Source organism: Marinobacter profundi, assembly GCF_002744715.1.
Lineage (GTDB): Bacteria > Pseudomonadota > Gammaproteobacteria > Pseudomonadales > Oleiphilaceae > Marinobacter > Marinobacter profundi.
The window spans coordinates 250,047-262,940 of sequence record NZ_KZ319371.1; the positions used below are offsets into that span (position 1 = coordinate 250,047).

Here is a 12,894-nt window from a genome sequence, read left to right on the forward strand (position 1 = left end):
ATGCACTAACCTGTGCTTTTGCCAACAGGATCCGCCATGCCCGATGCAAACGTCGTTGCCGGCCTCTCTCTTGAGCGCCTGGAAAGAATTACCCGCCATCTTGACGAACGCTATATCCAGCCCGGCAAATTGCCCGGTGCCGTCACCCTGGTCGCCCGGCATGGTGAAGTTGTCTGGGTGAAGGCCCAGGGACTGATGGACGTCGAACGCAACAAGGTGGCACGGCGGGATACCATTTTTCGCATCTACTCGATGACCAAGCCGGTCACCTCAATCGCCCTCATGCAGCTTTACGAGCAGGGCCGCTTCCTGCTGGATGATCCGGTACACCGATACATTCCGTCGTGGCGGGACCTGCAGGTCTACAAGGCAGGGGTCTATCCGGACTTCCAGACCGAACCGGCATCCCGTTCCATGACCATTCGTGACCTGCTCACCCACATGTCCGGGCTAACCTACGGTTTCCTCAACCGGACCAACGTGGATGCGGCCTACCGGACCCTGAAACTTGATGGCAGCCGCGACCTGACGCTGGATACGCTGATCGAGCGGCTGGCCGGGCTGCCCCTGGAATTCACACCGGGGACGGCCTGGAACTACTCGGTTGCAACGGATGTGGTGGGCTACCTGGTACAACAGCTTGCCGACCAGCCTCTGGATGACTACTTCCGGGAGCACATTTTTGGCCCGCTGGAGATGAACGACACCGGGTTTCAGGTGCGGCCAGACCAGCAGGAGCGGTTTGCCGCCTGCTACCTGCATCAGCCTGACAACACCATGAAGCTGCAGGATGACCCCGAGCACTCCCGCTACCTCCGGGAGCCGGTATTGCTGTCCGGGGGTGGCGGCCTGGTGTCAACGGTTGACGATTACCACCACTTCGCCCAGGCCCTCAGTCAGGGCGGTGCCTTCCGCGGCCAGCGGATTATCGGGCGCAAGACGCTGGAATTCATGCGCAGCAACCACCTGCCGGACAATCAGGACCTACCCGCCCTGTCGATCGGAGCGTTCAGTGAGACGCCCTATGAAGGTAACGGCTTCGGACTGGGCTTTTCGGTGAAAACCGATGTGGCGAAATCCCATACCAACGGCTCGGTGGGTGAATATGGCTGGGGCGGCCTCGCCAGCACCAACTTTTTCGTGGACCCGGTGGAGGACATGGTGGTGGTCTTCATGACCCAGCTGATGCCGTCCTCATCCTACCCCATCCGGCAGGAGCTGCGGGCGATGGTGCACGGCGCGCTGGTGTAACGTAAAAAGCCCGCACATGCGGGCTTTTTATTGAAGGCGGTCAGCGGGCCTGACTCAGTCCCAGAAATTCCACCAGGCCTTGGATTTCTCCTGCTTCTGCTGCTGGCCTTTCTCGCTACCCTTGGATGCCGGGTCCGCCTTGCGGTTATCGTTGTCACGGTTCGAGGACTCGCCCTTGTCCATGGCCTTGTCCTGGTTGCGCTCATGCTCTTCGGCTTGTTCGCGGACTCGCTCGCGGTCACGCTCCGCGTCATCATTTGCGCGTTCACGGGCGCGCTCAGCCTCGCCGTCGGCACGTTCGCGGGCACGTTCGGCGTCATCGCGGGCGCGCTCACCGGCCTGTTCCGCCTTTTGTCCGGCGTCGCCGCGGTATTCGTCGGCTTTTTCGCGGCCCTTGCCTTTACCCTCGGCGGCAGCGCCCTTGCCCTTCTTGATCATTTCTTCGGCTTGCTGGCCGTTGCTGCCGGCATCAGACTGAGCCAGTACCGGCCCGCTGGCCAGCGCCCCCGCCAGCAGAACGCCGGAAACCAGTGCGGCAGAGCGGATGAATTGTGCTTTCATAAACCTTCTCCCTTGGTGAACCATATGACTGGACACGATACACAAACATAGAATCAAAAGGCATATCCATAATGTGAATTTTCCGTAGGGAAACCATCCTGCCGCCGCCAACGCTATGGCATACTGCCCTCCGGACCCAATAACTCAAACCAACCCCAGCAAGGAACGTTGCGATGAAACTCGAGACACTGGCCCTCCACGCGGGCTTCAGCGGCGACCCCACAACTCACGCTGCCACCACCCCGATCTACCAGACCACGTCCTACACCTTCGACGATACTCAGCACGGCGCGGACCTGTTTGACCTCAAGGTCCAGGGCAATATTTATACCCGCATCATGAATCCGACCAATGCGGTACTCGAAGAGCGGATGACCCAACTGGAAGGCGGTGTTGGCGCCCTCGCCCTGGCGTCAGGCATGGCGGCGATTACCTATGCCCTGCAAACCATCTGCCGGGTAGGCAGCAACATCGTCAGCACCAGCCAGCTGTATGGCGGCACCTACAACCTGTTTGCCCATTCCCTGCCGAACCAGGGCATCGAGTGCCGTTTCGCGCCCCATGATGACTTTGACGCAGTCGAGCAAGCCATTGATGACAACACCCGCGCGCTATTCTGTGAATCTATCGGCAACCCGGCTGGTAACGTTGTTGATATCCAGCGCTGGGCCGAAATTGCCCACAGGCACGGCATTCCGCTGATCGTCGACAACACAGTGGCAACGCCGTTCCTGTGCCGCCCCTTCGAGCATGGTGCCGACATTGTGGTGCACTCGCTGACCAAATACATTGGCGGCCATGGCACCACCGTAGCCGGCATCGTGGTGGATTCCGGCAAATTCGACTGGAAAGCCAACGCGAAGAAGTTTCCGATGCTCAACGAGCCGGATCCGTCCTACCACGGCGTGGTGTACACCGAAGCCCTCGGCGCCGCAGCCTTCATCGGTCGCTGCCGGGTGGTGCCACTGCGCAATACCGGTGCCGCCCTGTCTCCCTTCAATGCCTTCCTGATCATGCAAGGCCTGGAAACCCTGGCCCTGCGCATGGAGCGCCACTGCGAGAACGCCGAGAAAGTGGCCAGTTTCCTGCAGAATCACCCGTCGGTGGCCTGGGTAAACTACGCGGCCCTGGCCAACAGCCCCTACAAGGCGACCTGCGACAAGATCTGCGGCGGCAAGGCCTCCGGCATCCTGAGCTTCGGCATCAAGGGCGGTCGTGACGCCGGTGCCAAATTCATCGATGCGCTGCAGCTGATCTACCGCCTGGTCAATATCGGCGACGCCAAGTCCCTGGCCTGCCATCCCGCCACCACCACCCACCGCCAGCTGAGCCCGGAAGAGCTCAAGAGCGCGGGGGTCAGTGAGGACCTGGTGCGGCTGTCGATCGGCATCGAGCATGTTGACGACATTATCGCCGACGTCAGTCAGGCACTGGATGCGGCCTGCGCCTGATGCCAACTGGGGCACTCCCCGGCCGGGGAGTGTCCCAAAATACCCGAGCCCGTTTGCCCCACCACCCGACCCTGCCCCCATGGCAAATGCGCACCGACTCGCCGAAAGTCGTAGCCCACGGGGCGCGGATTACCCCTATCCGCCTTGTGTCACCTGGTCTGCCGCAGTATTCTGGTAAGCCCATTCCCCGCAGTCAAAAGAGTCCGGTTGTCATGAGCGACGGCGCAAAACCCCGCGTTAGCAGTGGTTCCAAATTCCGCAACGAACAAGGATTTTCTGCCATCAAGGACGGCATCAAACGGTCCGCCAACGCAGAGGTTCCGCCGGAGCGGAAGCCCAAGTGGTTGCGCGCCCGCATGCCCGGGGGTGAACGCTTTGATGCCGTCAAGCGCAATGTCAATGAGCACCGGCTGAGCACTGTCTGCCAGGAATCCCACTGCCCCAACATCGGTGAATGCTGGAACAGCGGCACTGCGACCATCATGGTGATGGGCTCCGTGTGCACCCGCGCCTGCAAATTCTGTGCGGTGGATACCGGCAACCCCAAGGGCTGGCTGGATCCGGACGAGCCGGAGAATACCGCCAAGTCTGTCGAGCTGATGGGGCTGCGTTACATCGTACTGACTTCGGTGGACCGGGATGACCTGGCCGACGGCGGCGCCAGCCATTACGCTGCCTGCGTTGCCGCCATCAAGACCCGCACTCCGGAAGTGGCCGTTGAAGCCCTCACCCCGGATTTCGATGCGGTGATGAGCGACGTCGAGAAGGTGGTGGACTCCGGGCTGGACGTGTTTGCCCAGAACGTGGAAACCGTCAAGCGCCTGACCCACCGGGTACGTGACCCTCGCGCCGGCTACGAAAAGACTCTCAGCGTGCTGGCCCATGCCAAGCAACACCGGCCGGACGTGCTGACCAAGACCAGCCTGATGCTGGGCCTGGGCGAAACCGAGGAAGAAATCCTCGAAACCATGGATGACCTCCGTGCCATCGGCGTGGACATCCTCACACTTGGCCAGTACCTGCGCCCCACACCCAATCACTTGCCGGTCGAGCGCTACGTGACACCGGAAGACTTCAACCGCTATCGCGAACTTGGCCTCGCGAAAGGCTTTATGGAGGTGCCATCCGGTCCGATGGTTCGCTCCAGCTACCGGGCTGACCGGGTGTTCGAGAAAAACAATCTCGGCCTGGCGGTGCCCGCCGTCCCGGCCCCCGATCCCTCACTGGCCATTCCGGTCAAGGTTCTCGACTGAGAACCTTGCACTGATTCGGCTGTCGGAGGGCGTCGGGAAGCCGCATTGGCACCTTAGCCCTCAGGCTTTACCGGCTTCCGGGTCTTCCGGGGTATTCAGCATGTCGTCATGCTCGGCCATATCCCAGGGCAGCTTACCGGGCGAGATATCAAGGAAGTGCAGGTAATTCTCGAACTGATCGAGAATGTCCTTGATGACATCGTGCTCGTCGTAGCCATAGATATCATAAGCCCGGCCACCGCGACGCAGATAGACCTCCGCCCGGTAGTACACCTCCAGCTCATCCGGATCGCGCTTCAGTTCGCCGTAGACAAATCCGGGCATCGGATGCTCGGTCAGCCGGATGTCATAGACGAAATCGACGTGGTGCTCACGGTGCACCGTCAGGTGGGATCGGCACAGGTCCGCATCAAACTCGGCTACAGCCTGCCAGCCGCGGTCTTTTAGCTCTTTCTCCACCGCTCTCATACTGTTCATCACCGTATTCTTGATAAACATTTCCACTTCATGCTGGCCGGGGAATTCTACGATTGCGGCAAGCCGATGCTTCCACTGGGATCCGGTCATGTGACGATTGCTGGTCATGTGAGCCTGCAGGCTGGTCTCCCGGTGGCCCTCAATGATCAGCGCACGCCACATGCCGACGGCGGCAATCAGCATGATGATGGCAAAGGGCAAGGCGCTGGCAATGGTCATGGTCTGCAGCGCACTGAGGCCACCGGCCAGCAGCAATGCCGAAGCCAGGGCGCCTTCCAGGACTGCCCAGAACACCCGCTGCCAGGCCGGGGTGTTGATCACGCCACCGGAGGCCAGGGAATCAATCACCAGGGAGCCGGAGTCCGACGAGGTAACGAAGAAGGTGATGATCAGCAGCACCGTCAGCAAGGAGATAAAGAAGGACCAGGGCAATTCGTCGAACAGCCGGAACAGGGCTACCGCATGGTCTTCCTGCACGTTGGTGATCAGAGTGCTGAGCCCCTCGTTCATGATCAGGTTCAGGGCGGTGTCGCCAAAGATTGAGAACCACAGGAACGTGAAAATGGACGGCACCAGCATGACACCGAAGACGAACTGGCGAATGGTTCGACCACGGCTGATTTTGGCAATAAACATGCCGACAAACGGCGCCCAGGCAATGGTCCAGCCGAAAATAAACAGGGTCCAGTTACCAATCCAGTCGCTGCGACTGTAGGCCTGCAGGTTGAAGGTGCGCTCGACAATCCCGCTGAGGTAACTGCCGGTGTTCTGGATAAAGGTTTCCAGGATGTGAATCGTCGGCCCGACCACGAACACGAACAGCATCAGCGATACCGCCAGCACCATATTGAGGATGGACAGGCGCTTGACCCCCTTGTCCATTCCCGCGACCACCGAGAAGGTCGCTGCCGCGGTTATGACGGCAATGGCGATGATCTGCACCGTGGTGCTGACCGGAATTCCCGGCCACAGGTAGTTGATGCCGGCGTTGATTTGCGCCACCGACAACCCGAGTGTCGTGGCGATACCGAAAAGGGTTCCAAGGATGGCAAACACATCAACGATGTGTCCGATCGGACCGTGGATTCGCTCACCCACCAGCGGATAGAGCGCCGACCGGATAGACAGCGGCAGGCCGTGACGAAAGGCGAAGTACGCCAGCACCAGGCCCACAAGACCGTAAATGGCCCAGATATGGAAACCCCAGTGGAAGAAGGCAATCTGCATGGCCTGTTTGGCCGCGTCGACGGTTTCCGGTGCACCGACCGGCGGGGAGGCATAGTGCAGGACCGGTTCCGCCACACCGAAGAACAACAGCGCAATACCGTAACCGGCAGAAAACAACATGGCGAACCATTCGGCAAAACTGTATTGCGGCTCGGCATGATCCGGCCCCAGCTTGATATTGCCCCAGCTCGAGGCGCCCACTGCGACTATAAATACCAGGAAAATGGCTACCGCCAGCATGTAAAACCAACCGAAGGTTTCGGTAATCCACGCCAGGGTAGAACTGAAAGCCTGCCCGGCCAGTTCGGGATTGCTTATAGTACCGATCACCAGCAACAGGGTAACCGCCACCGCCGGAAGAAATACCGGCATGAGAATGGTTGAACGCATCGACTTCTTGGTTTCTGTCATACAGTCCTTCCGTGTTTCCGTTGAGGCTCAGCCAATTGCCTGTCTGAGTATAGCCAACGATTATTCCGGCAGCCGCAAGGAACCGGAACACCGACCGCGGTCAGGGCGCAGGCAACAAAAAACCGCCAGCCAGCAAAAGCTGCGGCGGTTCTTCGGGAATTACTGAGTGGTACGGGCGTTACCCCGTACCGGATCAGTCGGTTACTGGCCTTGCTGCTGCATCATCTGGCGCTGTTGCTGCATTTGCTGCTGCATCTGCTGCATGCGCTTGTCCAGTTCGGCACGCTGCTCCTCAGTGAAGACTGCATCCACTTTCGCCTGCATCAGGGTAGACAGCGCAGTCATTTCGCCGGTCAGCTCGCCCAACCTGGCCGAGTCCTTGCGGATCGCTGCTTCATCGAAGTCCGGTTTGATCTGACCCTGGATCTGCTGCTGCAGTTGCTGTGCTTCGACCTGCAGCTCGCGGATCTCACCTTGTGATTGCTCGATGATGCCGCGGATTTCCTTCTGCTGGTCCTCGCTGAGGCCCACCATTTTAGCCAACTGGTCCACCTGGTCCGGCTGCCCCTGGGCCTGCTGCGCCATCACCGGAGAGGCCAGGCCCAAAACAATCAGGGCCATTCCGAACAGTTTTACGAGCTTCATAGAGTGATCTCCATCGATCTTTTTCGGGTTACATGCGGTTCTCAGGCCCACTACCCTAAATCAAACCGGCACCCGGTTGCATCCCGACGCGCCTTCTTTTTATACATGTATCACAGACTGCACCCCGCCAGCCTCCACCACGCGGGGGTTACAACAAATGTGAAAGTTTGGTCATTCCCGTCCATAATGGCGCCGGTCAACAACAGCCGGAGTACACAAGATGGCGATTAACTGGTTTCCCGGGCACATGCATAAGGCCCGCAAGGAGATCAAAAAGGTCATGCCCCAGATGGACCTCCTCATCGAGGTGGTGGATGCCCGCATTCCGTTCAGCAGCGAGAATCCGCTGGTGCCGGCCCTGAGGGGTGATACTCCGCTGATCAAGGTACTCAACAAACGTGACCTGGCTGATCCGGAGGTGACCGCCGAGTGGCAGGCATGGCTGGAAAAAGAACGGGGCGTCCGGGCGGTCACCCTGACCCACAACCAGCGGGCGGAGGCACTGGATATCCTTCGGCTGGCCGGAGAGATGACGCCATCCCATGACCGCCAGAAAAGCGCATTGCGGGTGATGATTCTCGGCATCCCCAATGTCGGCAAATCCACCCTGATCAACACCCTGGCCGGTCGCCCGGCAGCCAAGACCGGCAATGAACCGGCGGTTACCCGGGCACAGCAGGTGATCAAGCTGCCGGACAACATCCTGCTCTATGACACTCCGGGTTTCCTCTGGCCCAAACTGAGCCCGGAGGCCTGCGGCTATCGCCTGGCGGTCAGTGGCGCCATTCGCAGCGCGGTGATCGACTTTGAGGACGTTGCACTGTTCGCCGCGGATTACCTGCTGCAGGCCTATCCCGACGCGGTGATGGAACGTTACCAGCTCGACCAGCGCCCGCGGGATGGCCTGGCACTGATGGACGCCATTGCGGAAAAGCGTCGTTTCTTCTCCCGCGGCGGCATTCCCGATCTCCACAAGGTGGCAGAAGTGCTGCTCACGGAACTCCGCGCAGGCAAGCTCGGGCGGATTTCCCTGGAAACCCCGGCGATGATCGAAGAAGAAACCCGCGCCTACGAGGCCGCCAGGGCGGAAGAGGAAGCCAGCAACGCTGCCCGCAAGAAGAAGTAACGGGGCGCGGAGCTGTCCCGGATGGACAGCTCCGCAGCAAGCCGTCAGTGACCGGCGGTGCCGCGATCGTGGTGATGGCTGCCCTGGGCGTGGGGCACAGGAAGGCCCAGCTTGGCGGCAAACTCAATACTGACGAAGATTGGTCCGATCAGCAGGAACACCAGGTCTTCCACAAACGAAGGCTTTTTACCTTCAACTTTGTGGCCATACACCTGTACTGCCCAGGCGACCAGCCACACCACCAGGCTGGTCCACAACAGTGACCACCCCGCCTCCAGCACGGCCAGGATCGCCCACAGCGATACCGCGAACCAGCCAGCCATCAGCACCAGCACCCCCACCGACAGTTTGAGGTAGACCAGCCCAGACAACGCGGCCACGATCGTGGCGCCGTTTACCCAGAATGCCGTGGTTTCGGCCAGCCCCAGCCACTGCCCCACCGGCACCAGCCAGAGCAGGCCCAGGGTCGAGATCAGGATGGCGGGCACACAGACGATATGAACCCACTGGTTCAGCGGGTTCTGGTGACTTTCACCATAAGCCGCGAGAAATTCGGACAAGCTTCGCACGGGACTCTCCTTCTTGTTAGCGGATGTTGTTTCGGGACCTTGGCTCACCGGCTTCGGTTTCTCAGGTCGACCCTTGTACGTAATTGCCATTATGTACCGGGACAGATGCCCCTTACCAAGGTCAAATATCGCAAAACGGACAAAACGCCTACACTTGGGCCCGGAATGACTGACACTAAAGTCCCCGGCGGTCTGCGCCGGCGGGACGGGAAGGAGGATAGTATGAGACGGGTTGTGGTTACCGGAATGGGCATTGTGTCCTGCCTTGGCAACTCTACTGATGAGGTGCTGAACAGCCTGAAAACCGGAAAATCCGGCATCAGGTTTAACGAAACCTACCGTGACATGGGATTCCGTAGCCAGGTCTCAGGCTCCGTGGACGTGGACACCTCGGTCATCGACCGAAAGCTCCGGCGTTTCATGGGCCAGTCCGCCATGTACAGCTATCTTGCCATGGAGCAGGCCATTGCCCAGGCCGGCCTCAGCGAAGACCAGATTTCCAATGACCGTACCGGCCTGATCGCCGGTTCCGGCGGCGCTTCCTGCTCCAGCCAGGTTGAAGCTGTTGACCTGATGCGGGAGAAGGGCGTGAAACGCATCGGGCCGTACATGGTGCCGCGCATCATGACCAGCACGGTATCCGCCTGCCTGGCGACCGCGTTCAAGATCCGCGGCGTCAACTACTCCATGTCGTCCGCCTGCGCCACCAGTGCCCACTGCATCGGCCATGCCATGGAACAGATCCAGGCCGGCAAGCAGGACATTGTGTTCGCCGGCGGCGGCGAGGAAGAGGACTGGAGCCTGACCATGCTGTTTGACGCCATGGGTGCCCTGTCCACCAAGTACAACGACGAACCCCACACCGCCTCACGCCCGTTCGACAGCGACCGTGACGGTTTCGTCATCGCCGGTGGTGGCGGCATGGTGGTACTGGAAGAGCTGGAGCATGCCCGCAAGCGTGGCGCGACCATCATCGCCGAACTGACCGGCTACGGCGCCACCTCTGACGGCCACGACATGGTGGCACCATCCGGTGAAGGTGCACTGCGCTGCATGCAGCAGGCAATGGCAACGGTCAATGCCCCGATCGACTACATCAATGCCCACGGTACCAGCACGCCGGTGGGTGATGTGGCCGAGATGAAGGCCGTCCGCAACGTGTTTGGTGACAAGGTGCCCGCCATCTCGTCCACCAAGTCACTCTCCGGCCACTCGCTCGGCGCAGCGGGTGTACACGAGGCGATCTACTCACTGCTGATGCTGCAGAACGGCTTTATTGCCGGTACCGCCAACCTGAGCAACCCGGACGCCGACCTTGCCGGCATGCCCATTGTGGGACCCGCAGCTCAGGACGCCAGCCTCAGCACGGTGATGTCCAACAGCTTCGGTTTTGGCGGCACCAACGCGTCTCTGGTGTTCCAGAAGATCTGACCGGTCACGGGCCGGCGATAACGTTATCGCCGGCCCTGTCTCTTCCCCTTACCACCCCGCTCCGTCACCCGACCTGCAGATTGCCGTCACCGGCTGGCCCAGGACACCCCCAATGGCCATAAGTCGTAGGGAAAAACCGGCTGTCAACGACATTACTCATTGGCAATGGTGCCTGTTCGTATTAAGGTACGCACTTGATATGAATCAAACAGGCGGGTTCGTCTACCATGGCTCAACCGATCACACTCCGTCAGGTCTCCCCGCTCAAAGCTTCCTGCCATCAGTGCAGCCTGAGCAACCTGTGCCTGCCACTCGCCCTTAACGAAAACGAACTCGATCGCCTGGAAGACATCGTCCAGCAGGGTCGCATCTTTAACCGTGGCGAGCTGGTTTTCGAGCAGAGCACACCGTTCCGCTCATGCTTTGCGGTGCGCAGTGGCGCGATCAAGACGTCGATTATTACCGAGTCCGGCGAAGAACAGGTCACCGGCTTTTTCATGCCCGGCGAACTGGTTGGCCTCGACAGCATGAGCAGCGATGCCTATGCCTGTTCAGCCAAGGCCCTGGAGCGGACCAGTGTCTGCGAATTGCCGGTCGACCGACTGGAAGAGCTGACCCACAAGATTCCCGAGCTGCAACATCACTTTTTCCACTTGATGAGCCAGGAAATCCAGAACAGCCACCAGCTGGCAATGCTGCTCAGCAAGAACACCGCCGAGGAACGCATTGCGGCCCTGCTGCTGTCGCTGTCCAGCCGATTTGGGCGCCGCCGGATGTCACCGACCCAGTTCAGCCTGCCCATGGCGCGGAACGACATTGCCAACTTCCTCGGTCTTGCCGTGGAAACCGTCAGCCGGGTCTTCACCCGCTTCCAGAATCAGGGCCTGATCCGGGCGCGCGGCCGCGAAGTGGAATTGCTCGATATCGAAGCGCTGCAACTGGTCACCCGGGAATCCTCTCGCCAGCGCTGCTGATACCCCATGACCGCCGGTCAACCGCCGGCGGCTTCTCCCAGCAGTCGAATCTCTCCCCCCAGCACCAGCGCATCCAGTTCGTCGGCGAGCCCGGTCCGCCAGGGTTGTTGCTTGATGCCGAACGTGTTGCGGATCTTGGTACAGTTGAGCGTGGCATTCCCGGGCTCCAGCGCAGCCCACTCCTGAGCCTCATCCACCACCCGCACCCCGGGCGGCACTCCCTTGAGCTCGGCAATCGCCAGCCCGAGTTCGTAGAGCGACACCTCTTCGGCACCGGCGTATTGGTAGGTGCCCCAGACTTCCGCGCCACAATCCAGCTGCTGAAGAATTGCCACAATCACTCGCGCCAGATCACGGTAGGTCACCGGCTGCCCACGGACCTTACCGGGTAGCCGCACGTGCTCTCCGGAGGCAGCACAGGCTTCCACTTTGCGGATGAACCGCCCGAGACTCCAGCCCGTGCGCAAAATAATATGCCGCGGCAACAGGGTGCGTAGCGCCTGCTCACACTCCCATTGCCAGTTGCCAAGCTGACTGACCGGCTGGCCGGGATTGGAGGTAATGTAGGCACTCTGTTTGCGGCCATCAAACACGTAGCAGGACGACAGCTGGAACATTGCCATGTTATGGGCCCTGGCGTGCTCGGCCAGGGCGATGGGTATGGAGAAGGCGGCACGGTGAACGGCTTCCGGGTTCTGCTCCGCCGACTCGGGATCGGTATCCCAGAGTGCATTCACGATCAGGTCGGTATCTGCCGGCACCCAGTTGGCAAGCGCTGACAGGTCCGCCCGGTGCGGCTCGCTTACCAGCAGCGGACTGATATGCAGGGACGTCTGCTTGAGTCGCTCAAGCAGAATCCGCCCGAGAGGGCCATAATCATGGACAACCAGAACATTCACCGACAAGTACCAACTCCAATATCCAGTTTAACGACCAGTGGGCCCGTTTCGTTTTCCGTATTCCTGGCAGACTCCTGGCGCGCGCTTACCCTACTTTCCTCCCGCCGCCCCAGGCTGACAATACGGCCTTGTCCTATCACTGATATGACAGGGTATGCTTTCCTTTCAAGCCAATGGCAGCCGGAGCCGGCCCACTACAATAAACCCGACTGCCAACAACGGAATCTCTGCCGAGCATACAACAGGACTATTTATGCTGAAACAACAAAGCCATATCGTAGCGCCAATTCCCGATGAGCTGCGCACCAGGGCGCTCTACACGGTCAACGAACTGCGCCAGAGGGGCAAGGCCGATAAGGACGCCATCGACACCCTCTACAATCTGATTGTGGAACTGACTGAATCCGGCCTCGACTTTTTCTTTCTCGAACCGCTGCGCCGCCTGCGCGCCGGCAACATGATGATGAGCATGGCGAAGATGGGCATTGGCAGCATGCTCAAAGGCAGCAAAATGGTTATCCACAAGGTGCTGAAAAAGCTCGATGACCGCAGCCTGGCCAACATCCTCGACTTTATCGAGGAAATCATCCACGAACCCGATCCCGCCGCCTGAACCGGA

12 protein-coding genes are annotated in these 12,894 nt (G+C 60.1%); 7 read left to right on the plus strand and 5 right to left on the minus strand.

What is annotated here, in order from left to right; all coding sequences use genetic code 11:
• The first annotated feature begins 36 nt into the window (after positions 1 to 36).
• A complete protein-coding gene (locus CLH61_RS11480) occupies positions 37 to 1,251 on the plus strand; it encodes a serine hydrolase domain-containing protein (RefSeq protein WP_099614872.1) in 1,215 nt (404 codons plus the stop codon).
• A 54-nt stretch (positions 1,252 to 1,305) separates the two neighbouring features.
• Here the strand turns inward: CLH61_RS11480 and CLH61_RS11485 are convergent, their stop codons facing one another.
• Positions 1,306 to 1,812, minus strand: a complete 507-nt coding sequence (locus CLH61_RS11485; protein ID WP_099614873.1) for a hypothetical protein — start codon at positions 1,810 to 1,812, stop codon at positions 1,306 to 1,308.
• Positions 1,813 to 1,985: 173 nt separating this feature from the next.
• Here CLH61_RS11485 and CLH61_RS11490 point away from each other — a divergent pair, with 173 nt between their 5' ends.
• Both CLH61_RS11490 and lipA read left to right on the plus strand, forming a co-directional pair.
• Positions 1,986 to 3,263, plus strand: coding sequence for an O-acetylhomoserine aminocarboxypropyltransferase/cysteine synthase family protein (locus CLH61_RS11490; RefSeq protein ID WP_099614874.1), 1,278 nt, complete (start codon positions 1,986 to 1,988; stop codon positions 3,261 to 3,263).
• 212 nt (positions 3,264 to 3,475) lie between these two features.
• Positions 3,476 to 4,516, plus strand: coding sequence for a lipoyl synthase (gene lipA / locus CLH61_RS11495; protein WP_099614875.1), 1,041 nt, complete (start codon positions 3,476 to 3,478; stop codon positions 4,514 to 4,516).
• A gap of 60 nt (positions 4,517 to 4,576) precedes the next feature.
• On the opposite strand, the gene CLH61_RS11500 is transcribed toward lipA, so the two are convergent.
• Positions 4,577 to 6,631 (minus strand): BCCT family transporter, encoded by a 2,055-nt coding sequence (locus CLH61_RS11500; RefSeq protein ID WP_099614876.1) that lies wholly within the window; start codon positions 6,629 to 6,631, stop codon positions 4,577 to 4,579.
• 201 nt (positions 6,632 to 6,832) lie between these two features.
• A complete protein-coding gene (locus CLH61_RS11505) occupies positions 6,833 to 7,276 on the minus strand; it encodes a Spy/CpxP family protein refolding chaperone (RefSeq protein WP_099614877.1) in 444 nt (147 codons plus the stop codon).
• Between the two features lie 220 nt (positions 7,277 to 7,496).
• Between CLH61_RS11505 and ylqF the strand changes: the two genes are divergently transcribed.
• Positions 7,497 to 8,402, plus strand: coding sequence for a ribosome biogenesis GTPase YlqF (ylqF, locus tag CLH61_RS11510; RefSeq protein WP_099614878.1), 906 nt, complete (start codon positions 7,497 to 7,499; stop codon positions 8,400 to 8,402).
• A gap of 44 nt (positions 8,403 to 8,446) precedes the next feature.
• Here the strand turns inward: ylqF and CLH61_RS11515 are convergent, their stop codons facing one another.
• Positions 8,447 to 8,971, minus strand: coding sequence for an Mpo1 family 2-hydroxy fatty acid dioxygenase (locus CLH61_RS11515; RefSeq protein WP_099614879.1), 525 nt, complete (start codon positions 8,969 to 8,971; stop codon positions 8,447 to 8,449).
• 222 nt (positions 8,972 to 9,193) lie between these two features.
• Here CLH61_RS11515 and fabB point away from each other — a divergent pair, with 222 nt between their 5' ends.
• Positions 9,194 to 10,402 (plus strand): beta-ketoacyl-ACP synthase I, encoded by a 1,209-nt coding sequence (gene fabB / locus CLH61_RS11520; RefSeq protein WP_099614880.1) that lies wholly within the window; start codon positions 9,194 to 9,196, stop codon positions 10,400 to 10,402.
• A gap of 227 nt (positions 10,403 to 10,629) precedes the next feature.
• Entirely contained in the window at positions 10,630 to 11,376 is a 747-nt protein-coding gene (gene fnr / locus CLH61_RS11525) for a fumarate/nitrate reduction transcriptional regulator Fnr (RefSeq protein ID WP_099614881.1), read from the plus strand.
• A 17-nt stretch (positions 11,377 to 11,393) separates the two neighbouring features.
• On the opposite strand, the gene CLH61_RS11530 is transcribed toward fnr, so the two are convergent.
• The gene (locus CLH61_RS11530) at positions 11,394 to 12,275 is read right to left on the minus strand and encodes a sugar nucleotide-binding protein (RefSeq protein ID WP_099614985.1); all 882 of its coding nucleotides are present in this window, start codon (positions 12,273 to 12,275) and stop codon (positions 11,394 to 11,396) included.
• A 253-nt stretch (positions 12,276 to 12,528) separates the two neighbouring features.
• Between CLH61_RS11530 and CLH61_RS11535 the strand changes: the two genes are divergently transcribed.
• Entirely contained in the window at positions 12,529 to 12,888 is a 360-nt protein-coding gene (locus CLH61_RS11535; protein ID WP_099614882.1) for a hypothetical protein, read from the plus strand.
• Positions 12,889 to 12,894 lie beyond the last annotated feature (6 nt).

What these genes read in the sequence shown, in the direction of transcription:
- CLH61_RS11480 (WP_099614872.1), top strand. Translation starts at nt 37, where the DNA reads ATGCCCGATGCAAACGTCGTTGCCGGCCTCTCTCTTGAGCGCCTGGAA.
- CLH61_RS11485 (WP_099614873.1), bottom strand. Translation starts at nt 1,812, where the DNA reads ATGAAAGCACAATTCATCCGCTCTGCCGCACTGGTTTCCGGCGTTCTG.
- CLH61_RS11490 (WP_099614874.1), top strand. Translation starts at nt 1,986, where the DNA reads ATGAAACTCGAGACACTGGCCCTCCACGCGGGCTTCAGCGGCGACCCC.
- lipA (WP_099614875.1), top strand. Translation starts at nt 3,476, where the DNA reads ATGAGCGACGGCGCAAAACCCCGCGTTAGCAGTGGTTCCAAATTCCGC.
- CLH61_RS11500 (WP_099614876.1), bottom strand. Translation starts at nt 6,631, where the DNA reads ATGACAGAAACCAAGAAGTCGATGCGTTCAACCATTCTCATGCCGGTA.
- CLH61_RS11505 (WP_099614877.1), bottom strand. Translation starts at nt 7,276, where the DNA reads ATGAAGCTCGTAAAACTGTTCGGAATGGCCCTGATTGTTTTGGGCCTG.
- ylqF (WP_099614878.1), top strand. Translation starts at nt 7,497, where the DNA reads ATGGCGATTAACTGGTTTCCCGGGCACATGCATAAGGCCCGCAAGGAG.
- fabB (WP_099614880.1), top strand. Translation starts at nt 9,194, where the DNA reads ATGAGACGGGTTGTGGTTACCGGAATGGGCATTGTGTCCTGCCTTGGC.
- fnr (WP_099614881.1), top strand. Translation starts at nt 10,630, where the DNA reads ATGGCTCAACCGATCACACTCCGTCAGGTCTCCCCGCTCAAAGCTTCC.
- CLH61_RS11535 (WP_099614882.1), top strand. Translation starts at nt 12,529, where the DNA reads ATGCTGAAACAACAAAGCCATATCGTAGCGCCAATTCCCGATGAGCTG.